Raw genomic sequence first — 21,990 nt, forward strand, 5'->3', positions numbered from 1 at the left:
AAAGAAGGTGACACCATGTATAAAGAACCATTTCAACCAACTTATGAGTATGCGCTTGAATGTGATAAACATGATGAACTGAAAGATTTTCAAACTGAATTTTATAAAAAAGAAGGAACAATATATTTAGATGGTAACTCTTTAGGTTTGCTTTCAAAAAGAGCAGAGAAATCGTTACTTACTTTGCTAGATTCATGGAAAGAGTTTGGAATTGATGGATGGACTGAAGGTGAGCATCCGTGGTTTTTCCTTTCGGAGAAATTAGGTGAATTGACAGCACCTCTTATTGGAGCTTTGCCGGAAGAAACAATTGTAACCGGTTCCACCACTGCGAATATACATCAAGTTATTGCGACGTTTTATGAGCCGAAAGGAATACGTACAAAAATTCTTGCGGATGAATTAACATTTCCGTCAGATATTTATGCGCTTCAAAGTCAAATTCGTTTAAAAGGCTTAGATCCAGATGAGCATTTAGTACGAGTGAAGAGCCGAGATGGAAGAACACTTTCTGAAGATGATATTATTCAGGCAATGACAGATGATATCGCTTTAATTTTATTACCTTCTGTACTATATAGAAGCGGCCAAATTCTTGATATGAAGCGATTAACAGCTGAAGCTCATAAACGTGGTATTCATATCGGTTTTGACTTATGTCATTCAATCGGTTCTATTCCGCATCATTTTAACGAATGGGATGTAGATTTCGCTGTATGGTGTAATTATAAATATTTAAATGCAGGTCCTGGTGGTGTTGCAGGTTTATATGTGAATAAAAAACATTTAGATAGACTTCCAGGATTATCTGGTTGGTTTAGCTCTAGAAAGGATAAGCAGTTTGATATGGAACATTCATTAACTGCGGCTGATCATGCTGGAGCCTATCAAATAGGGACACCTCACGTATTAAGTATTGCACCATTAATCGGTTCTCTTGAAATTTTTAAAGATGCCCGTATTGAGAGATTACGTGAAAAGTCATTACATATAACAAGATATATGCTCGATTTAATTCAATTGGAGTTAAATGATATGGGATTTACAATCGGAAATCCGCTAGAGGATGAAAAACGAGGCGGACATATTTATTTAGAACATGCTGAGGCGGCACGTATATGTAAAGCGTTAAAAGCAAATGGAGTGATTCCAGACTTTAGAGCTCCAAATGGAGTTAGACTTGCGCCAGTTGCTTTATACAATACGTATGAGGAAGTATGGAACTCTGTACAAATCTTAAAGGAAATTATGAAAAATGAAGAATATAAAAGCTTTGAAAATAAGCGAGAGGTTGTGGCGTAAGCATGAAAACATCGCAGTGGATTGATATTTCACAACCGCTAAATAATGATATCGCAACGTGGCCAGGGGATACACCGTTCTCGTATGAAGTTTCATGGACAAAAAAAGACAGTGGTTCAGTAAATGTCGGAAAGTTAACGATGAGTATCCATACAGGTACTCATATTGATGCACCATTTCATTTCGATAATGATGGTAAGAAGGTGTTAGATTTAGATATACACGTATATGTAGGCGCAGCACGAGTTATCGATGTGTCAGGGCTGGAGAGTATCGGTAAAAAGGAATTAGAATGTTTTAAATTAGAAGGTGTAGAGCGATTATTATTACGTACATCTTCACATGGTAAAGCGCAAGAATTCCCAGAAGAAATCCCGTATTTACGTGCTGATATTGCAGGTTTTCTATCAAGTAAGGGCATTCGTTTAATTGGGGTAGATGTACCTTCTGTTGATCCTTTAGATGATAAAGAACTAGCAGCACATCATCAATTATTTAAACACGGAATTCACATTTTAGAAAATGTCGTACTCGATCACGTAGCAGACGGCGATTACGAACTTATTGCCTTACCACTTGCATTAACAGATGCAGATGGGAGCCCAGTTCGCGCTGTTATTAGACCAATATAAATAGAAATGTTAAAAGGGGCGTTTGATTAATATGAAAGAAAACGAAAAGGTAATTATGGAAAAAGGGATTCACACTGATTTTAAGGAGAATATGACGTACGGAGAGTATTTACAGCTAGATAGCTTATTATCTAGTCAACAAAGATTATCAGATCATCATGATGAAATGTTATTTATCGTTATTCACCAAGCAAGTGAGCTTTGGATGAAACTAATTTTACACGAACTGAATGCAGCAATTGAATCTATTAAACAAGATAAATTACCACCAGCTTTTAAAATGTTAGCACGTGTATCAAAAATTCAGTCGCAAATTATTCAATCTTGGGATATTCTTGCGACATTAACGCCATCAGAATATATTGAGTTCCGTGATTCACTTGGTCAGGCTTCCGGTTTTCAATCGTATCAATATCGAATGATTGAGTATGCACTTGGTTATAAAACACCACATGCATTAAAGATTTATGAAAAGGACCCAGAATTACATGCTCGTCTTCATAAAGCACTTCATGCACCAAGTTTGTATGATGTGGCGATACAAGCGCTTGTTAAAGAAGGATTCCCAATTCATGAAGATGTGTTAAACCGTGATATTACGCAGCCTTACGAAGAGGATGCAACTGTAGAAGCGGCTTGGATAGAAGTATATGCGGACGTGCAGAAATATTGGGATTTATATCAGCTTGCAGAGAAATTAATCGATATTGAAGACTGGCTACAACAATGGCGTTTCCGTCATATGAAAACGGTAGAACGAATTATTGGTCATAAAATGGGAACAGGTGGCTCGTCTGGCGTATCTTATTTAAAGCGAGTGCTTGATCAATGCTTCTTCCCAGAGCTTTGGAACGTTCGAACGAAATTATAAAAATAAACTTGTCAGCTAATAAATGCTGGCAAGTTTATTTTTTTGTTTTAAAAACAAATATGATTTAATAGAGAGAACGAGATGAACAACAAATATTACATAAACATTTAGATGGAGGAAGATTTCTTGAATTTCGAGCAATTACAAAATAAATTTGAAAAGAAAAAAGTTAATACATTTCTTGTTTATCAAAAGGGGGAATTAACGACTGAGTACTATAAAACGATAGACTGTGCAAATGACTTATTTAAAATTAATTCGATTACAAAAAGTATCGTATCTATATTAATTGGTATCGCAATTGATAAAGGATTTATAAATAATATACATACACAAATCACAACATGGATTCCAAATGTACCGGAGAATAAGAGGGAATTAACGCTGTATCATTTATTAACGATGACAACAGGAGAAGATTGGCAAGAGTTCGGAAATGGGGTTGTTTTCCCAAATGATTTTGTGGAATCAGACAATTGGGTGCAATACATTTTAGAAAAGACGCTCATTGAAGAAATGGGTACGAAAATGAATTATAACTCAGGTTCTTCTCATTTACTTAGTTACATCATTCAAGAAGCAACTGAAATGTCGACAGAACAGTTCGCGAAAAAGTATTTATTTGAGCCGTTAAACATTACGGAGTATGAGTGGCAACAAGACCCACAAGGTATATATGTTGGCGGATTTGGTATGAAAATGAAATCTATAGATTTATTAAATTTAGGAAAAGTATGTTTGCACAATGGATATTGGAAGGGTAATGAAATTGTATCATCAAAATGGTTAGAAGAATCAGGTGAGACTCTATTTGAAACGTATGAACATGTCGGGGCATATGGATATCACTGGTGGGTATTAAATAACGAAAGATTTCACATACCGTATTGTATGTATTTTGCTATGGGATACGGAGGGCAATATATTATTATCATTCCGCAGTTAGAGCTCGTAGCTGTAATTAGTAGTCACATGCCAAAACGTGGCCTCGTACCATTAAAGTTATTTATAGAACATATAAAAAATAATCCTCCTTATTAAGGAAGAAGTACATAAAGAAACCTCTGTCTGTATGTAAAGACGGAGGTTTTTTTATTTTACCGACTTGTCTTCTGAAAGGACATCTTTAAAAATTCCTCTGTTTTCGTATCAAACTCTACATCCACAAAAACACCATACTCTTTTCCACCCTCACGTAGCCATAATTTAAACTTTTCAACTGTTATTTGAACAGTTTTTGGTTGTCTACCTATATGAAGGTAATCGATAATCTCAGCTTTCGGATATTGTTCTTTCGTTTTTTCAACGGCTAGTTTACCCCATTTTGCATAGGGCGGCTGTGCGTGAACAATAGATGGGTCGGTATGTATATTTGAACATGTTGTTATTAAAAAAAATATAAATGCTGTACGTACGAAGAATCGCTTCATAATAAGCTCCTTTTATTCTTTTTGTATATTGTTTACATATTTCTTCAAGCATATAAGTTTGGATTTTTTTGTCTTCTTTACATAAAAGCGAGGGTTTTACAAAACATAACCATGAAATCATTTCCGTAATTAAGGAGGGAAATACATGCGTCAAAAAGCTGTTTTTAAGATAGCGATCTTGCTTGTCTTTATCGGGCTATCTTTAATGGTAAGTAGTATACAAACCAAAAATGTAGAAGCCTTTTCTAATCAAGTGATTCAAAGAGGGGCATCTGGAGAAGATGTCATTGAACTGCAAACTCGTTTGAAATATAACGGATTTTATACGGGGAAAGTCGATGGTGTTTTCGGATGGGGTACATATTGGGCTCTTCGAAACTTTCAGCAAAAATTTGGATTGCCGGTTGATGGTTTAGCGGGTGCTAAAACGAAGCAAATGCTTGTAAAGGCAACAAAGTATGATAAGTCGACCGCTAATAAAGGTACAACAACTAATAAAGGGAACAGCGGTGGTACTGCGCAAGAAAATAAACCACCACAAAGTAAAGGGACAAATGTTCCAAATGGTTATTCTCAAAATGACATTCAGCTAATGGCAAACGCTGTATATGGAGAGTCACGTGGTGAGCCTTATTTAGGACAAGTTGCAGTGGCTGCGGTAATTTTAAATCGTGTCACAAGTGCATCGTTTCCAAATACCGTTTCAGGTGTAATCTTTGAACCGAGAGCCTTTACAGCAGTAGCAGATGGACAAATATATTTAACGCCAAATGAAAATGCGAAAAAAGCCGTATTAGATGCAATCAATGGATGGGATCCAACAGGGAATGCACTATATTATTTCAATCCAGATACTGCGACAAGCAAATGGATTTGGACTCGTCCACAAATTAAAAAAATCGGTAAACATATTTTCTGTAAATAGAGCGGAGGTGGAATTATGTTAAGAGGTATTATCATTGTGTTATTAACAATCGGTGTAGTTGGAACAGGATATTGGGGCTATAAAGAACACCAAGAGAAAAATGCGGTTTTAATTCGAGCGGAAAATAGTTATCAACGAGCATTCCATGATTTAGCATACGAGGTTGATTTGTTACACGATAAAATTGGCACAACGCTTGCTATGAATTCACGCACATCTTTATCACCTGCATTAGCAGATGTTTGGCGTTTAACATCTGAAGCTCGTTCTGATGTAGGTCAACTACCATTAACATTAATGCCGTTTAATAAAACGGAAGAGTTTTTAGCAAATATCGGTGATTTTAGCTATCGTGCAGCAATTCGTGATTTAGAAAAAGAACCATTAAATGAGCAAGAATATAAAACATTGCAAACGTTATATTCAAATGCAGGAAATATACAAGATGAACTAAGAAAAGTGCAACACCTTGTGTTGAAAAACAACTTACGCTGGATGGACGTTGAAATGGCACTTGCATCAAACCGAGATCCAGCAGATAACACAATTATTGATGGATTAAAAACAGTTGAAAAGAATGTAACGTCGTACTCGTCTACTAATTTCGGACCTACTTTTACAAGCGCACAAAAAAATAAAAAGGGCGGATTTGAAGCAGAGGGTAAAGCGATTTCTAAAGATGAGGCTGCAAAGATCGCAAAATCATTTTTAAATTTAAAAGGAAATGAAAAAGTAGAAGTTGAGAAAAGCGGAAAAGGCGCAAAAGAATCTTTCTACAGTGTGAAAATTAAAGATCCAGCAACAAACAACGAATATTACATGGATATTACCGGAAAAGGTGGATACCCAATTTGGGTAATGAATAATCGAGAAATTAAAGAACAAAAAATTAGTTTAAATGATGCAGGAAGTAAAGGATTAACGTTTTTAAAGGATCACAAGTTTACAAATATGGAGCTATTTGATAGTTCTCAATATGATAATATCGGTGTGTTTACGTACGTTGTAAATGAAAATGGAGTGCGTATTTATCCAGAAGCAATTCAAATGAAAATTGCTTTAGATGATGGATCGATTGTTGGTTTTTCTGCGAAAGAATATTTAGCATCGCATCAAAAACGAACAATTCCGAGTGCGAAGCTAACTGCTGCTGAGGCGAGAAAGAAAATTAATCCCGATGTAAAAGTTATGGAAGAACGTAAAGCTGTAGTAGTAAATGACTTGCATAATGAAGTACTTTGTTATGAATATATTGGTACTTTAGGGAAAGATACGTACCAAATTTTCATTAACGCAAATAGCGGGGCAGAAGAAAAAGTGAAGAAGATGCAAGCGGTTGAAAAAATTTATGATTAAACATCAATGATAAAGTGGTGAAAATAATGAAAATCATTATATATATGTTAATGTTTTGTTTCGTTATTACTGGATGTAGTATTGGAAAAAAAGACAATCCTAATGAAAAGCCAGAACAAAAAAATGTCTCGATGAAAAATGTTACGTATACAAATAAATCAAATAAACCAAATGAAAAGGCAGCTGATCATCTGGCATCTTTAGCTGCAAGTATACCTGGTGTAAACGATGCGACAGCAGTAGTAGTTGGGAAATATGCTGTGGTAGGTATTGATGTAAAAGCGAAACTTGATCGAACTCGCGTTGAGTCAATTAAGTATTCTGTTGCAGAAAGTTTGAAGAATGACCCAAATGGTGCGAATGCAGTCGTTGTAGCAGATGTTGATACGTATGAAAGATTAAAACAAATAGGTAAGCAAATTAAGAATGGTAAAACGGGTGAAGGTATACTTGATGAATTAGCAGCAATTGTTGGCCGTGTAATGCCGCAAGTTCCAAATGATATGATTGAAAATAGAGAAACAAACCCGATTAAAGATAATGATAAACAATTACCAAAAGATGAAGAACAAGAACTTCGAAAAGAACAAGATGATCAGTCCAATAATCATTTGAAAAAATAGTGAAAATCCCGTACTAAATTGTACGGGGTTTTGTTTTAAAATTAAATATTCAGTTTATTTTTAAGGGAAAATATGGTTTAATAGTGAGGGGAGGGACAACCGTTATGATAAAAAAAAGCACACTCATATTGTGTAGTTTATGCATAGGTTTTAGTATGACAGCGTGTGACCAGAAGAAAGAAGTGAAGAAGAAAACTGCTACATCTTCTACTATAACGGAAAATAAAAATCAAAAATCCATTAATGTAAATCATTTCTCAAATATTAATGAGGGAATGACATATTTAGAAGTGAAAGATTTAATCGGTTTTGAAGGGGATTTACTCATAGAAGAAGGGGAAGAACATTCTACACGAATTAAACAAATTTTTGCTTGGAAAGGCAACGATCCAAAATCATTTGCTGAAATTACATTTTTGGATGGAAAAGTGCATTCTAAAACACAGCAAGGTTTAAGTTAATAACTTGAAGGAGTGGGAGAGTTAAGCATGAACATACATACAGGGGAAATACAATTAGTTCCGTATAAGGAGCAGTATAAAGAGATAATACAATCATTTACTTTACCAAGTGAACAAGTTCAATTTACGGCGAATCCAGGTGAATTACTGGAGAAAGCGAAAAATGATCGAACGAAAAATGTAGTTGTTATTTTAGACTATAACGGAGTACCTGTCGGTGTATTTATATTACAAACAGGTGATAGAGTACAGGAGTTTACAGAAAATAAGGATGCCATACTTTTAACTTCTTTTTCTGTTAATCATAATAAACAAGGAAAAGGATATGCTAAAAAATCATTGGCGTTATTACAAGACTTTGTAAAATATTATTATCCAATAAAAAATGAAGTAATTCTTGCTGTAAATGAAAAAAATATTCCGGCACAACAGTTATATGAGAAAGTTGGATTTCAAGATAGAGGATTTAGAAGAATGGGACCAATTGGACAACAATTCATATTACATTTACCTATAACGAGATAATAAGATAATAAAGCTTACTCTTGAAAAAAATCATGTAGTAAGTTTTTTCATTTGAGATATTTTCCAAACATGATATGTTAGAGGCATTAAAGTAAGTATTCGAGAAGTATGAAGGTGCAAAACAATTCGATTGCTAAGCATGTAAATACGCGAGGGGTAATCATATGACAATTTATATTGCATTACTACGGGGAATAAATGTAGGTGGGCATAAAGTAATCAAAATGGCGGATTTGAAAAAAGTCTTTGAATCAATAGGGTTAAAAAAAGTGAAAACATATATTCAAAGTGGAAATGTAGTGTTTGAGTCAGAAGAAGAGATAAGTTTTTTAAAGGAACGAATTGAATGTGAAATTAAGAATGTTTTTGATTTCGATGTTCCGGTCATGTTAAGAACAAATGATGAATTTATTAATATTATTAAAAAATGTCCTTACGAGACCAATTCATTGTTAGAAGGAGAAAGTGTACATGTGGCCTTTTTGGCTAATACCCTTTCTGAAGGGGAGTGCAATCAGTTACTTAGGCTTAATAGTGACATAGAAGATTGTCATATCGAAGGAAGAGTAGTGTATTTATTTTTCAAAAAAAGCATTCGGAATTCTAAACTAATGAACCAGTTTCAAAAATTACATACGCCAGCTACAGTAAGGAACTGGCGGACTGTGAATAAGCTGAAAGCAATAGCAGAAGAGATTTAAATAAAAAAGTGGTTTTCTATTTACAGAAAACCACTTTTTTTATTTATATTGTTTGGCGATAATGAGTTCAACGATAGGATAAATAAAGAATGAAGAACAAAGTGCCATAAATAAAGGTAGGTTCTTTATTTCATCGAGTAATAGGGATGAAAATCCTTCAGAAAATATTAAAATAAGAAACATCACACACATAAGTACAAAATAAGAAATTTTAAAGCTTTTATAGGTAATTTGTTGTCCCATCTCATCTTGACTTTCTTCCGATACTCCGTTTGGATCTCCCCATGTAATATGATTAATTAAATTACTAAGTATTAAAGAGGCAGCGAAAATAGTCCCGCCCAAAATTGAACCTTCAGTTATGTATTTGTATGTGCCATGTACAAGTATAGCGATTAAAGATAAAGTTATGATTATAAAAATAATTTTTTTAGTATTCAATATATAATTGCACCTCCATCTTTGTAAAAAACTCTTTACATCCATAGTATAAAATTGGAAAAGTTTTATGTCAAACGTTTTTTACATAAGAAGTAAATGTTTACGATATTTTGTTTTTGAGATAAATAAAAAATTAAATTACATTTGAATGTAAAAGAATGGGCTCGCATATATTTGGAAGGGATGTCAGATTAAATTAGGGGGTAGTTATGTCTATTCTTTTAAAAGCTGGTGCAGATGCAGGAAATAATGGTTTGAAGTTAATGGTGAAAGGGCAGGAACCCATTTTTATTCCGAGTATTTATTCCTTATATATAGGTGAGCCTACGGGGTTGTTAGATGAGGGTGAAGTTTCATCGTCAGAATTAGAGAATCACATTGATGTGACCATTAGTTCTCCATCGCTAATGTTAAATAATGTACGATACATCGTTGGAGAAAAAGTGATTCAAGATCAATTAAAAGGTACAGAAGTGGAGAAGAAATCAAATAAATCTACTGATGAGTTAATGGTTATTACAATCCTTTCAGGTTTAGCGATAAGTGCTATGCGTCAAAGTCCAACTTCAAGTCATATTAATATTCGTTATGATTTATCTGTTGCTCTTCCAATGCAACTTATTACACAGGAAATCGCTGCTGAAAATTCGAAACGGTATATGGGTAATCACAAGGTCATATTCCATTATCCAAATGGACGCGATGTTACGATTAATGTTTCTATTGAGTTTTGTAAATGTCTACCTGAAGGCGCTTCTGGGACGTGGGGGATTGTATATGATGAGGACGGAAATGTTGTGAAACATAAAATAGAATGTGAACAAAATCAAGTTTCAGAAATTGATTTTGTAGATAAAACTTTATTGTCTTTTGATATTGGCGCGGGGACAACGGAAGAAGTTGTTTCATTAGGGGTAAATTTCCGCCCGCAATTAAGTAAAGGATTATCGTACGGTGTAAAAGAAACGTTATTACAAATTATTACGAGGTGGAATCGGAAATATCCTACGAAAACAATTGATAGTATTACAGAATTTAACCAAATTTATTTAAATGAAAAGCACCCAAGAAATGCATTGTTAGTTGAGGAATCGCAACCAGCGTTTTTAGGTTTAGCAGCACGTGTCGCAACGGATATTATTAACAAAATTGATGATATGAAAGACGATCCATACGTATTTATTTATGGTGGGGGCGCAGTTATTATTAAAAATAGCTTAAAAATGATTTTGAAACAAAAAGGACGCTTGAAAAATGTAATTTTTGTAGATAACCCGTTATTCACCAATGCTCGTGGTCTTTTAGTATATACATGTTCGCCAAAATATAGAGAGCATAAGCAAAAAGAGTTAGGATTCACAAACTTAACGATAAGTTAGTTGGTGGAAGTATGCGATCTAGGCGATTTAAACGTGGTGATCGAGTGAAAATAAATATTAATAAATCGGTATCACCTGAAATGATTGCATGGCTTAATAAACAAACTAATCCAACTAATTTCTTTTTCTTTGCAGCGCAGCAATTATTTAAACAAGTAGGAGATATTGATGTATCGAAAGCCTTGCCAAGTAGTCATGTTTTTTCTTTATATGTAGAACCGCCATCTCTACTAAAAGTTGAAGTGAATCCATTTAAAAATGTACCACTAGAAAATAGTAAATCCACCGAAAATGTAAAAAAAAAATCGTGGGAATCTGTTGATCAGTTAGATTGTCCATTCTTTTGAGCATAGAAAAATATAGGTAGAGCCCATCACTATACATACGAATACAGTGATGGGTTTTTATTATTGTATCGTCATCTTTATAAAGTGAAACTGATAATCAGCCCGCACCAATCGGGCTTTTACGGGCAGTTTACCTCCCACCTAACTTCTTTGCTTCAGCTGAATTTTGAGGTGGGAGTTTTACTGCCCACAAATAGCGGGATAATAGAAGGGACAAAACAATTTGTGCCCCTTCTAATAGTTGTTCTTATCTTATATGGGATATATGTTCTGAAACTGCTTTAATAATTTTATCCCAGTCATCGGGATGATTCTCGTGTCCTGTACCTTCAAGGGCTAATAGCTTTGAGTTCGGAATTTCATCAATAAGTGCGAGTCCATGTTCAAGTGGAAGAGCTGTATCGTCCGTACCATGAATTACTAAAGTAGGTACTAGTAACGACTTTAGTATACCTTCATAAGAATCATCACCTGTAAGGAGGGCGTGATTAAACATGCTTAATAGATTGTTAGCACGTTCTATTTCTTGCTTTACTTGTTTCAAAGTTCTTGCTTCATCAAATATACGCTTTGATCCACAGAGTAGACGTGATCCTGTAACTAAATATTTCGCTATAGTATCTTTATTTGTCCAATCTAAATTCGCACCATTAGCATGATGTGTCAAAATTCTTTCATCCATTGGAGGCAAATCCCGAGTATTGTTATCAGATCCAATAACGCTTGTTGCTAGTAATGTTAAGGTCAAAATTCTTTCTGGGTGCTTTACTGCAGCAATTTGAGCAATCATACCTCCTAATGACATGCCCAGAAGATGTGCCTTGTCAATATGATACGCATCGAATACCCCGATTGCATCTTCAGCCATGTCTGCTACAGTGTAATTGGAAGTCCCAGGCTCATATGTAACAGAGCGCCCAACATCACGATTATCATAGCGAATGACAAATCTTCCTGTGCTAGCCAACCTTTCACAAAATTCTTCATCCCAATAAACCATTGAACACGTAGCTCCCATAATTAATAAAATTGCTGGATTGTTAGGATTGCCAAAGCTTTCTGTACATATATCAATACCGTTTACTTTGAAAACTTGTTCACTCATAGTACACTCTCCGTTTCATTTAAAGGTCATTAACAAATAAAGAGAAATATAACTTTGGGTGTTTCTTAAACTTATACTAGATAAAGTAAGATAAATGTTTTTTGCACTCAAGATGCTTAATTAGTAGAGTAGCATAAATATCACCTCCAAATATATTTATTTTTATTTAAAACAAAATATTTTGAAAAAAATTATAATTTATTAAAATAAACAACAAGGAGGAGAGGAAATGAAAGCAATTGTTATTAATCAATATGGTAGTGTTGAAGAATTACAAGAAAGACAAGTTCCAAAGCCGGTTGTTAAATGTAATGAAGTATTAATACGTATACACGCAACATCTGTCAATCCTGTTGATTGGAAAATAAGAAAGGGAGACTTACAAGAAAAGCTGCAATTTTCATTTCCAATTACATTAGGTTTAGATGTTGCTGGAATAGTTGAAGAAGTTGGAGAAGATGTGAATCATTTTAAAATAGGAGATAAAGTGTTTACGAAACCTGAAAATATAGGGAAAGGTTCTTATGCTGAATACATTACAGTGAAATCAAATTTAGTAGCGCAAATGCCTAAGAATCTTAATTTTGAAGAAGCAGCATCTATACCTCTTGCAGGGCTTACAGCTTGGCAAAGTCTTGTCGATTATGCACAAATAAAAGAAAATGACCGAGTATTAATTCATGCTGGAGCGGGCGGAGTAGGGAGTTTTGCAATTCAAATCGCAAAATCATTTGGGGCCTTTGTCGCAACAACTGCAAGTAGTAAAAATGAAGAGTTTTTAAAGTGTTTAGGAGCTGACCTTGTTATTGATTATAAAAAAGATAAATTTGAAGGGCTACTATCAGATTATGATATTGTGTTAGATACAATCGGCGGAGAAGTACAAGAAAAAAGTTTTCAAGTTATTAAATCTGGTGGTGTTCTAGTTTCTATCGTTCATGAACCACTTCATGAAGTAAAGGGTATAAAATCAGGTTTTTTATGGTTGAAACCAAGCGGAAAGCAATTGGACGAATTAACTAGTTTGATCCAAGCTGAAAAAATTAAACCAATCATTAGTAAAATTGTTCCGTTTAATGAAAAAGGAGTTAGAGAAGCTCATATTTTGAGTGAAAGTCAGCATACTAGAGGGAAAATTGTAATTACGATGGAATGCTATTTACATAAATATACGAGTGGTGACTATAAAAAATAAAAATTGTCACCACTCATATAAACTATAATTTTTGCACGACAAAAGTAATTGCATTCGTATTTAATTGAATGTGTGTACCGTTTCGTACAATATCATACGTTAAATTTTTCATTTCAACTTTTACTTCTTGCCATTCGGAATAAACGTCTTTTAGTATACGTATCATTTCTTCCATAGAAATGTTAATTTCAATTAAAGTATCTAATTCTTGATTCGTTTCCAAGTCAATTTCTTGAATGTTAGAGTTGACTATTAAACAGTTGATACCGTTACTCTTTGTTCCGTTTTTCATAGAGTGAAGCACTTTTTTAAAATCTTCTATCGATTTGACATGCTCTAAACTTGAAACTGCAATGATGTAATTATAAGTATTAGAGGGAATATAGTAGTCTTCAATTGCTGATTGTTCCGTTTTTATGAATTCAAATACACCATGTTCTTTACTATAAACTTGTAACTTCGTTAAAGCCGAATCAAGTAGATCAACACAAGTAACAGTGCCACCACTATTCATAATTTTTTGTGCAATCGGAATACTGTTTCTACCGACACCAGAGCCAAGGTCAAGTATTTGTAGGTCTTTCTGTCCTTCAAAATAGTTCAGCATGTCCATAACTGTTTTAACAGGTTTATAAAGCCAAGATCCCGCTTCGAATAATTTATATTGTTCATAGCAAAGATCGTGATACTTTTTCTCTTCTTGTCTTATGTAATCGATTCTGTTCATAGTGTTTGACCTCAATTCATTAAAGATACATATAAAGTTCGATAAAAATGTAGGTAAACCTTTTGCTGGATTGGAATGAAAAAGATGTACTGTGGAAAAACGAAAGCCTTCTCACATTGCTCGAAAATAGCATATAACTATGAGGAGGAAGAAGTATAGGATGTTTCATGTGAAAATGTATTCCGAGTATATAAAAGGAGTGCAAAGTATAAGCGATTTAAAGAGAAACCGAAAGTGACATAATGTTGTGATGGTGTAGTCACAACATTCAACTTGAATGAATACATTTTTTAGATAGGGAAAATATGTGTTATTAATTTCTGTTCAGAAAAATTTGACAATATATACGTTATAAATTATCATATGTAAAAAACTAATATAAATTGGCATTGAAGAGAAGAGTAGTTAAGAATGAATACATACAGAGAGCTCTGGTAGCTGAGAAAGAGCGGTATACATCTTAATGAAAAAAGACTTGGAGCTGCGCAAGGAACTAATTTGTTTAGGGATGGTGCGACGGGTTCTCCCGTTATAGAGATAGGGTATAAGCATATTTTGCCGTACCTAAAGAGGTTAATATGGTGACGTATTAACAAACTGAGGTGGTACCGCGAAGCTAATAACTCTCGTCCTCAAGATGAATAATCTTGGGGGTGGGAGTTTTTTTATTGCATAAAACTGAAAATGTGAAAACAAAAATACAATTGAGGTGAGTAACATATGCATTGGGCGTATGAAGTAGCACATGAATTAATTAGAAAACATCCAAACAAAGAAACTTTTGTTTGCGCATCTGGAATAAGTCCATCTGGTTCTGTTCACATTGGAAACTTTCGTGAAATAATAACGACTTATTTCGTTGTAAGGGCGCTTCAAGATTTAGGGAAAAAGACTCGTTTTATATTTTCATGGGATGATTATGACAGGTTTAGAAAAGTTCCCAAAAATATTGATCCTTCTTTTGCGAAATATATTGGTATGCCATACTGTGATATTCCTGATCCGTATGGGTTTCATAACTCGTACGCAGAGCATTTTGAAAAAGAGTTTGAGAAATCGCTCCAAGCATTTGGAATTGAAGTAGAATTTATTTATCAACATGCTGAATATAGAAGCGGAAGGTATAACGAAAACATATTAGAGTCTTTGTATAAAAGAAAAGAAATATATGATATTTTAATGGATTTTAAAACAGGGGTACACCGAGAAGAAGATAGAGATAACTTTTATCCAGTTACGTTATATTGTGAGAGCTGCGGGAAAGATGCAACAACTATTACACATTTTGATGAAGTATTAAAAACGGTTCGGTATGACTGTGAATGTGGAAATGAAAATGAGTTATCCGTATTAAATACAAATAAAATGAAACTGAATTGGAAAATTGATTGGCCGATGAGATGGATGATAGAGGATGTTATTTTCGAACCGGGCGGAAGAGATCATTCATCGGAAACGGGTAGTTACAATGTATCAAAAGAAATTGCAAGGGAAATATTCAATCGTGAAGCTCCTCATTACGTCGCTTATGATTTCATTGGAATTAAAGGGAATCATGAAAAAATGTCCAGTTCTTCAGGGAATAGTATTACACCTAGCGACGTATTAAAAGTGTATTTACCAGAAGTAATTCTTTTTACGTTTGCAAAATATAAGCCTGATGCAGCTTTTCATATTGGACTGGATGAAGATGTGATTCGCAATTATACAGAGTATGAGAGATTGAAGGACAGTTATGAAAATAAAACACTCAAGAATGAAGATTTATTTGATGCAATTAAACTTTCTAGACTTGATAGCCAATTTAAAGAGTATCCAAAATTTAATCAAGTAGCAGGAACTTTACCGTTATTAAATTTTGATTCATCTATTTTACAAGAGATACTAGAAAAAATAGATAGGAGCTATGCATTATCTGAAATGAAGGCGATAAGTAATCGTGCAGAGTATTGGATAAGAAACTTTCAATCTGAAAAATTAATTGCGGTAAATCAAGAGAAAAATACGGAGTTTTATAACACATTAGATGAAAGGCAAAAAAAATGGCTAGTAGAAGTTTGTACAATACTTCGTTCTAATAACGATCATTCTAAACTAATGGAGCAATTGTATACGATTTGTCATCATGAAAATAAAAAAAAATGAAAGAAAATCAAAAACAATTATTTACCATTATATATAGGCTCATTATGAATCAATCAAGTGGTCCACGTATACCGTTATTAATACATGTGGTAGGTACCAGAAGGTTCATCACGTTATTAGATTTCTAAAATACAGTTAAAAGCAACGCAAGTACTCAATAGAATAAGTACGTGCGTTGCTTACTTAATTTTTACTATCTTGAATACATTTTTGGACATTCATCACCACTTGGTTCGTAAAAGCAATGACTTTTAAATTGTCCTGCAAACGGCTGATTATACCATTCGGGTGGACAAGCTCCAACTGGACGAAAATACCAAAGAGCCCATCTGGCTGGCCAGCGCCATTCACCTTGTAACACTTTTCTTGCGATTTCTTTTTCAGATTCACGGGCACGTTGATAAAAGTATCCGTATTGAACCGCTTCGAATCCGCCAGGGCTTTGATATACTGCATCACGCACAGATCGAAGTTGTTTAAAATCTAAGCAATCACAAAATACACGATTTACTACGACACAGCCAACAAGTTGTTCACCTTGTCGTCCTTCGCCCTCAGCTTCAGCACGGATTAAACGTGCTAGTAAATCAACGTCACTTTCGTTGTATGGAATAAGGGGCATTGTAATACCACCTTTCTTTACCTGTTATAGTAAAGAGTGTATGTTTCAAAATGAGCTAAGTGCATTTTTCTTGAAAATAACTACTAATTTTAAAAAGGAGCTTATACGGAAAAAAGCTAATTATTATATAGAAGATAAAAAACGAAAAAGGAGAGGTACTATGCATCGTATTCATAAAGAACATATCATTTACGCAATGTCACCAGAAAATAATCCATGTATTGAAGTAGAAATTGGGAGCCGTCTTGTATTTGAAACATATGATTGCTTTGAAAATCAAATTGATTCTGAAGATGTTGTGTTTCAAGAGTTAGATTGGAATCGAATTAATCCAGCGACTGGACCTGTATATATTAAAGGCGCAGAACCTGGCGATATTTTAGTAGTAACGATTGAAAAGATTAAAATTGCCGAGCAGGGTGTTTTAACTACAGGAGCGAATCTTGGTGTAATGGGTAATGAGCTAAATGAAAATACAGTGAAAATTGTTCCAATCCAAAATGAGTATGTAATATTTTCGGATGAACTCCAAATACCAATTAATCCGATGATTGGTGTCATTGGCACCGCCCCTAAAGAAGACAGTATTTCATGTGGTACGCCGCATGATCATGGCGGGAATATGGATTGTAAAGAGATAAAAGAAGGAACAACATTACTATTACCAGTCAATGTCCCTGGGGCACTATTAGCGTTAGGTGATTTACACGCTGCGATGGGTGACGGTGAAATTGGTGTTAGTGGAGTAGAAGTCGCTGGGGAAGTAACTGTAACAGTTCAAACTATAAAAGGAAAGCAATGGCCATTACCGATGGCTATCCAAAAAGAAAAAATGATGACTATTGCTTCAGAGAAATTGTTAGATGATGCTGCGAATCGTGCTGTACATAATATGGTGACATTTTTACATGAAGAATTAGAAATGTCTAAAGCTGATGCAACTCTTTTATTATCAGCAGCAGGTAATTTGAAAATTTGTCAAGTTGTGGATCCACTGAAAACGGCGCGGATGGAACTAGGGATGGATTATGTGGAGAAGCTAGGATTTACTCTGAGTGAATTTCATATTAAATAGATAAAGATCGAAAAAGGATACTTTTGTATAAAAGTGTTCTTTTTTAATTTACGTATATAGTGAAAAGAGGTAGTATTTATTTTGTATAAGTATATTAGATTGTGGATCGAAAAGGAGTAAAACAATGGTTAAAATTATGATTGTTGAAGATGATATGAAAATTGCGGAACTATTATCAACTTATGTTTCAAAATACGGATATCAAGGAATTATTGTATCGGATTTCCAAAATGTATTAGATTTATTTTTGGAGGAACAACCAGAGTTAGTTTTATTAGATATTAATTTACCAAGTTTTGATGGTTACTATTGGTGTCGTCAAATTCGCGGGGTTTCTACATGTCCGATTTTATTTATTTCGGCCCGCGAAGGTACGATGGATCAAGTTATGGCATTAGAAAATGGTGGCGATGATTTTATTCCGAAGCCTTTTCACTATGAAGTTGTAATGGCGAAAATTCGTAGCCATTTAAGACGTGCTTATGGAGATTATGCACCGAAACTAGAAGAACGAATGGTTGAGCAACAAGGTCTTTGTTTATATCCCGAAAGACTTGTATTAAAACTTAGGAACCAAGAGATTGATATTACGAGAAACGAAGCCATTTTATTAGAGATGTTAATGAAAAACTATCCGCGTGTTGTAAGCAGAGAAGTGTTATTAAATAAATTATGGGATAGTGAATCCTATGTTGATGACAATACATTAAGTGTAAATACAACGCGTGTGCGTAAAAAGTTAAAAACGTTACATATTGAAGGAGCAATTGAAACAATTCGTAGTGTTGGATATAGATTACATATTACTTGGGATAATGGTATGGAAAAATGATAAGGCTGTTTATACGTGATCATATACCACTTATTTGTTTTACAGCGATCCAACTACTAGCCATATTCCTAGTTTATTGGTTTGATGGGCATAATCATATTTCAACGGCATTATATGCAATGTTTTTAGGTGCTTTTTTTATGGTAAGTTATTTAGTATTTCGTTATTTTACACATCGTTCTTTTTATGAGCGTTTAGCAAATCCGTTGCAATCTTTGGATGAATCTGTTCAAAAATCTGATTTTGCAGTTTTATCTACTGCACTTCAAGATTTGCTCGAAGTGCAATATCGCCATTATCAAAATCAGCTCCAATTACAAGAGAGGAAAAATAATGATCATTTAACCTTTATGAATCAGTGGATTCATCAAATGAAAACACCTTTATCTGTAATAGAATTAATTACACAGGATGAAGTGGATTCACGTTTTGAAAGTATTAATGAGGAAACAGATAGGTTGAAAAAGGGATTAGAGATGGCTTTGTATGTCGCGCGTTTAGAAGCATTTACACAAGATTTTTATGTAGAAAGAGTACAACTACATAAAATAGTGAATGATTCCGTGCATGAACATAAACGCTTTTTTATCCGGAATTTTGTATATCCAGAGCTTGAAATTGATAAGGGTATTACTGTAGAAAGTGATACGAAATGGTTACAATTTTTAATTGGACAAATTATATCGAATGCGATTAAATATTCATCAGGTAGTAGAGAAAAGATTAAAGTGAAAGCATGTAAGGAAGGTAATACAGTTGTACTTGAAATTATCGATAGTGGCGTAGGGATACCGAAGCAAGATTTACCAAGAGTATTTAAACCTTTCTTTACAGGAGAAAACGGTAGAGATTTTAAAGAATCAACAGGAATGGGACTATATCTTGTTTATGAAATTACGAAACAATTAGGACATAATGTAGAGATTCATTCAGAAGTTGGTAAAGGTGCAGTTGTACGAATTAAATTTTTTAATGTGTAAAAAAAGTAATCTAGGCTAAAGAACTTTGGAGATAAGTTTTTTAGCCTTATTTTGTACCATTTGAAAATAAAAGATTATTTACCTAAGAGAATTAAAAAGAACCTAATAAAGTTAAACGAAATAGTAGACTTATAAACGTTTTTAAGTAATAAAAGAGAGATCTTTTTTAGTTGTAAATGATAGGAGGCATGAAATGGATATTCGAAAAATGAGATATTTTATAACAGTGGCAGAAGAATTAAACTTTAGTCGTGCAGCAGAACGTCTTATGATGGCGCAACCTCCTTTAAGCCAAGAAATTCGTAAATTAGAAGAAGAATTAGGGGTTCAACTTTTTCATCGAACAAAAAGAATGGTTGAACTTACCGATGCTGGGAAAATATTTTTAGAAGGTGCACGGCAAACGTTGCTTCAAGTAGATAGAACCATTAAAGAAACACAGCTTGCGGATGAAGGGAAGATAGGACATTTAATAATTGGTTTTGTCGATTCTACAGAAACCGTTATTGGCATATTAAAAACATTTCGAGAACGGTTTCCTAAAATACAGCTCATATTACGCGAGATGACAACAGACCAGCAAATAAAAGCGCTCTATGAAAAACAAATTCATATTGGATTTATTCGTTCCAAGCAAAATAATGAAATATTATCTTCCGAAGTTTGTTCTGAGGAATGTTTAAAATTGGTTTTGCATGAAAATCATCCTTTAGTTTCGTTACCTAACATTTCAATCAAATTATTAGTTGATGAACCATTCATTTTATTTCCTCGTCATTTTGGTACAAACTTTTACGATTTAATTATTAGTTACTTTTGGGAACATGGAGTAAGTTTAAATATTGTTCAAGAAGCGATTCAAATGCAAACGATTGTGAATTTAGTTGCAGCAGGGATGGGGATTTCTGTTGTTCCATCATCGGTGGAAAGTTATAAAAAATCGGGTGTCATGTATAAAGACATTCAAGAAAATACACCGAAAATCAATTTGTATGTTGGATGGAGACAAGATGAAAAGTCTGTCGTATTAGAGAACTTCTTAACAGTTGTTAGAGAGGTTTATCCCGCATTAACGGTCAGTAAAACTCCCAACTCAAAATTCAGCTGGAGCAAAGAAGTTAGGTGGGAGATCAACTGCCCGTAAACGCCCGATTGGTGCGGGCTGATAATCAGTGGGGGGTGAACAAAACCCCCACTGATTAAAGTTTCACTTTATGCGACTTCACAATTTGAATTTGAAAAGTAAAGGCCCATCTTGATGGGATGGGCAGTGGGAAAGTTGGATAGGAAAACTTCTATTTTTATTTTAAAGTCACTGAAGATTCAACCTGTTTTACTCGGATCGTACTCAGCGAAACCTTTTAGTACATTATCAATCTGATCCATAATTTCAGGTTGCAATTTAACACTAGAAGCAATTACGTTTTCTCTTATTTGCTCCGGATTTGAAGCACCGATAATTGCAGAGGAAACAGCTGGATTTTGTAGTACCCAAGCGACTGCGAGTTGAGATAGGGTAAGATTAGTTTCTTGTGCGATGGGATTGAGTTTCTGAATTGCAGTGAGTACATCATCACTCATCCAACGTTGCACGAGTTTGTGGAAAAATGGTTTGCCAGCATCTGAATTAGCACGTGATTGAGTCGGTATTGGTTTACCTGGTTGATATTTTCCAGTGAGAATGCCTTGTGCGAGGGGAGACCATACAACTTGACCAAGTCCCTCACGTTGACATGTTGGTATTACATCAGTTTCAATAACTCGCCACAACATCGAATATTGAGGTTGGCTAGCGATAAGTGGAATGTTCAATTCTCGTGCAAGTGCTGCACCGCGGGTAATTTGTTCTGATGTCCATTCACTTACGCCTAAGTAAAGGACTTTACCTTGTCTTACAAGATCAGCAAAAGCTAACATCGTTTCCTCAAGGGGAGTTGTTGTATCAAATCTATGTGCATAATAGACATCAATGTAGTCTGTCTGTAACCTGCGTAAAGATGCATTACAATTTTCTAAAATATGTTTTCGTGATAAGCCTCTATCATTTTTTCCAGGTCCAGTCGGATGGCATACTTTTGTACATAGTTCTATACTTTCTCGGCGTATACCTTGCAAAGAGCGGCCAAGTACTTCCTCGGCTATAGTGTCTGAATAAACATCGGCAGTATCGAACGTTGTAATTCCGACATCTAGTGCGGCTTTCACACAATTATTTGCAGTATCTTCATTTACCTTTCCGCCATGGTTAATCCAGTTCCCGTATGCAATCTTACTTACTGTTAATCCACTGTTTCCTAGTTTGCTAAACTCCATTGT

General features: G+C 34.4%; 23 protein-coding genes, 2 pseudogenes and 1 other annotated feature. Of the genes and pseudogenes, 19 read left to right on the top strand and 6 right to left on the bottom strand.

Annotated elements, in window-relative coordinates:
* Positions 1-15: 15 nt before the first annotated feature.
* The 4 genes from kynU to ACE38F_RS14895 all read left to right on the top strand — a co-directional run bounded on the left by kynU (position 16) and on the right by ACE38F_RS14895 (position 3,846).
* Positions 16-1,302, top strand: coding sequence for a kynureninase (gene kynU, locus ACE38F_RS14880; protein WP_375368981.1), 1,287 nt, complete (start codon positions 16-18; stop codon positions 1,300-1,302).
* 2 nt (positions 1,303-1,304) lie between these two features.
* Complete coding sequence (kynB, locus tag ACE38F_RS14885) at positions 1,305-1,934, top strand: arylformamidase (protein WP_375368982.1); 630 nt, start codon at positions 1,305-1,307, stop codon at positions 1,932-1,934.
* Positions 1,935-1,965: 31 nt separating this feature from the next.
* Positions 1,966-2,805, top strand: a complete 840-nt coding sequence (gene kynA, locus ACE38F_RS14890; protein WP_002110249.1) for a tryptophan 2,3-dioxygenase — start codon at positions 1,966-1,968, stop codon at positions 2,803-2,805.
* A 126-nt stretch (positions 2,806-2,931) separates the two neighbouring features.
* Positions 2,932-3,846, top strand: a complete 915-nt coding sequence (locus ACE38F_RS14895) for a serine hydrolase domain-containing protein (RefSeq protein WP_375368983.1) — start codon at positions 2,932-2,934, stop codon at positions 3,844-3,846.
* 56 nt (positions 3,847-3,902) lie between these two features.
* Here ACE38F_RS14895 and ACE38F_RS14900 read toward each other — a convergent pair whose 3' ends face one another.
* Positions 3,903-4,235, bottom strand: coding sequence for a DUF3889 domain-containing protein (locus ACE38F_RS14900; protein WP_002013085.1), 333 nt, complete (start codon positions 4,233-4,235; stop codon positions 3,903-3,905).
* Positions 4,236-4,380: 145 nt separating this feature from the next.
* Between ACE38F_RS14900 and sleB the strand changes: the two genes are divergently transcribed.
* From sleB to ACE38F_RS14930, 6 genes are all read left to right on the top strand, one after another.
* The gene (gene sleB, locus ACE38F_RS14905; RefSeq protein WP_375368984.1) at positions 4,381-5,160 is read left to right on the top strand and encodes a spore cortex-lytic enzyme; all 780 of its coding nucleotides are present in this window, start codon (positions 4,381-4,383) and stop codon (positions 5,158-5,160) included.
* A gap of 15 nt (positions 5,161-5,175) precedes the next feature.
* Positions 5,176-6,516, top strand: coding sequence for a germination protein YpeB (ypeB, locus tag ACE38F_RS14910; RefSeq protein WP_375368985.1), 1,341 nt, complete (start codon positions 5,176-5,178; stop codon positions 6,514-6,516).
* Between the two features lie 26 nt (positions 6,517-6,542).
* The gene (locus tag ACE38F_RS14915) at positions 6,543-7,139 is read left to right on the top strand and encodes a YhcN/YlaJ family sporulation lipoprotein (RefSeq protein WP_078181336.1); all 597 of its coding nucleotides are present in this window, start codon (positions 6,543-6,545) and stop codon (positions 7,137-7,139) included.
* Between the two features lie 104 nt (positions 7,140-7,243).
* The gene (locus ACE38F_RS14920; protein WP_375368987.1) at positions 7,244-7,600 is read left to right on the top strand and encodes a hypothetical protein; all 357 of its coding nucleotides are present in this window, start codon (positions 7,244-7,246) and stop codon (positions 7,598-7,600) included.
* A gap of 27 nt (positions 7,601-7,627) precedes the next feature.
* The gene (locus ACE38F_RS14925; RefSeq protein ID WP_002161545.1) at positions 7,628-8,125 is read left to right on the top strand and encodes a GNAT family N-acetyltransferase; all 498 of its coding nucleotides are present in this window, start codon (positions 7,628-7,630) and stop codon (positions 8,123-8,125) included.
* 164 nt (positions 8,126-8,289) lie between these two features.
* On the top strand, positions 8,290-8,826 hold the full coding sequence (locus ACE38F_RS14930; RefSeq protein WP_375368989.1) for a DUF1697 domain-containing protein: 537 nt from the start codon (positions 8,290-8,292) through the stop codon (positions 8,824-8,826).
* 39 nt (positions 8,827-8,865) lie between these two features.
* On the opposite strand, the gene ACE38F_RS14935 is transcribed toward ACE38F_RS14930, so the two are convergent.
* Positions 8,866-9,267 carry a hypothetical protein gene (locus tag ACE38F_RS14935; protein ID WP_375368990.1) on the bottom strand — a complete coding sequence of 134 codons (402 nt, stop codon included), beginning with the start codon at positions 9,265-9,267 and terminating at the stop codon, positions 8,866-8,868.
* Positions 9,268-9,476: 209 nt separating this feature from the next.
* On the opposite strand from ACE38F_RS14935, the gene ACE38F_RS14940 reads away from it, so the two are divergent.
* Both ACE38F_RS14940 and ACE38F_RS14945 read left to right on the top strand, forming a co-directional pair.
* On the top strand, positions 9,477-10,646 hold the full coding sequence (locus ACE38F_RS14940; RefSeq protein WP_078181333.1) for a ParM/StbA family protein: 1,170 nt from the start codon (positions 9,477-9,479) through the stop codon (positions 10,644-10,646).
* Positions 10,647-10,657: 11 nt separating this feature from the next.
* Entirely contained in the window at positions 10,658-10,993 is a 336-nt protein-coding gene (locus ACE38F_RS14945; RefSeq protein ID WP_002110237.1) for a hypothetical protein, read from the top strand.
* 247 nt (positions 10,994-11,240) lie between these two features.
* On the opposite strand, the gene mle is transcribed toward ACE38F_RS14945, so the two are convergent.
* Positions 11,241-12,098, bottom strand: coding sequence for an alpha/beta fold macrolide esterase (gene mle / locus ACE38F_RS14950; protein WP_375368992.1), 858 nt, complete (start codon positions 12,096-12,098; stop codon positions 11,241-11,243).
* A gap of 229 nt (positions 12,099-12,327) precedes the next feature.
* On the opposite strand from mle, the gene ACE38F_RS14955 reads away from it, so the two are divergent.
* Entirely contained in the window at positions 12,328-13,293 is a 966-nt protein-coding gene (locus ACE38F_RS14955) for an NADP-dependent oxidoreductase (RefSeq protein ID WP_375368993.1), read from the top strand.
* Between the two features lie 22 nt (positions 13,294-13,315).
* On the opposite strand, the gene ACE38F_RS14960 is transcribed toward ACE38F_RS14955, so the two are convergent.
* Positions 13,316-14,020 carry a class I SAM-dependent methyltransferase gene (locus tag ACE38F_RS14960; protein WP_375368994.1) on the bottom strand — a complete coding sequence of 235 codons (705 nt, stop codon included), beginning with the start codon at positions 14,018-14,020 and terminating at the stop codon, positions 13,316-13,318.
* Between the two features lie 165 nt (positions 14,021-14,185).
* Here ACE38F_RS14960 and ACE38F_RS14965 point away from each other — a divergent pair.
* Both ACE38F_RS14965 and lysS read left to right on the top strand, forming a co-directional pair.
* Positions 14,186-14,263, top strand: a pseudogene (locus tag ACE38F_RS14965) (DUF2197 domain-containing protein); the annotation flags it as partial.
* A gap of 137 nt (positions 14,264-14,400) precedes the next feature.
* Positions 14,401-14,657 (top strand) — a binding site (T-box leader).
* Between the two features lie 83 nt (positions 14,658-14,740).
* A pseudogene (gene lysS, locus ACE38F_RS14970) lies at positions 14,741-16,293 on the top strand (lysine--tRNA ligase).
* A 65-nt stretch (positions 16,294-16,358) separates the two neighbouring features.
* Here the strand turns inward: lysS and ACE38F_RS14975 are convergent.
* Entirely contained in the window at positions 16,359-16,787 is a 429-nt protein-coding gene (locus ACE38F_RS14975; RefSeq protein ID WP_002013108.1) for a cell wall hydrolase, read from the bottom strand.
* A 160-nt stretch (positions 16,788-16,947) separates the two neighbouring features.
* On the opposite strand from ACE38F_RS14975, the gene ACE38F_RS14980 reads away from it, so the two are divergent.
* The 4 genes from ACE38F_RS14980 to ACE38F_RS14995 all read left to right on the top strand — a co-directional run bounded on the left by ACE38F_RS14980 (position 16,948) and on the right by ACE38F_RS14995 (position 20,818).
* Positions 16,948-17,862 carry an acetamidase/formamidase family protein gene (locus ACE38F_RS14980; protein WP_375368995.1) on the top strand — a complete coding sequence of 305 codons (915 nt, stop codon included), beginning with the start codon at positions 16,948-16,950 and terminating at the stop codon, positions 17,860-17,862.
* A 124-nt stretch (positions 17,863-17,986) separates the two neighbouring features.
* Positions 17,987-18,694, top strand: coding sequence for a response regulator transcription factor (locus ACE38F_RS14985; RefSeq protein ID WP_215556534.1), 708 nt, complete (start codon positions 17,987-17,989; stop codon positions 18,692-18,694).
* Positions 18,691-19,674: a sensor histidine kinase gene (locus tag ACE38F_RS14990; RefSeq protein ID WP_375368997.1), complete on the top strand. Its 984-nt coding sequence runs from the start codon at positions 18,691-18,693 to the stop codon at positions 19,672-19,674. Before ACE38F_RS14985 ends, ACE38F_RS14990 begins: the two co-directional genes overlap by 4 nt.
* 193 nt (positions 19,675-19,867) lie before the next feature.
* Entirely contained in the window at positions 19,868-20,818 is a 951-nt protein-coding gene (locus ACE38F_RS14995) for a LysR substrate-binding domain-containing protein (RefSeq protein WP_375368998.1), read from the top strand.
* A 179-nt stretch (positions 20,819-20,997) separates the two neighbouring features.
* Here ACE38F_RS14995 and ACE38F_RS15000 read toward each other — a convergent pair whose 3' ends face one another.
* Entirely contained in the window at positions 20,998-21,987 is a 990-nt protein-coding gene (locus tag ACE38F_RS15000; protein ID WP_215556532.1) for an aldo/keto reductase family protein, read from the bottom strand.
* Positions 21,988-21,990 lie beyond the last annotated feature (3 nt).

The sequence above is a fragment of the Bacillus altaicus genome (genome assembly GCF_042136375.2).
In the GTDB taxonomy this organism is placed as follows: Bacteria; Bacillota; Bacilli; order Bacillales; family Bacillaceae_G; genus Bacillus_A; species Bacillus_A cereus_U.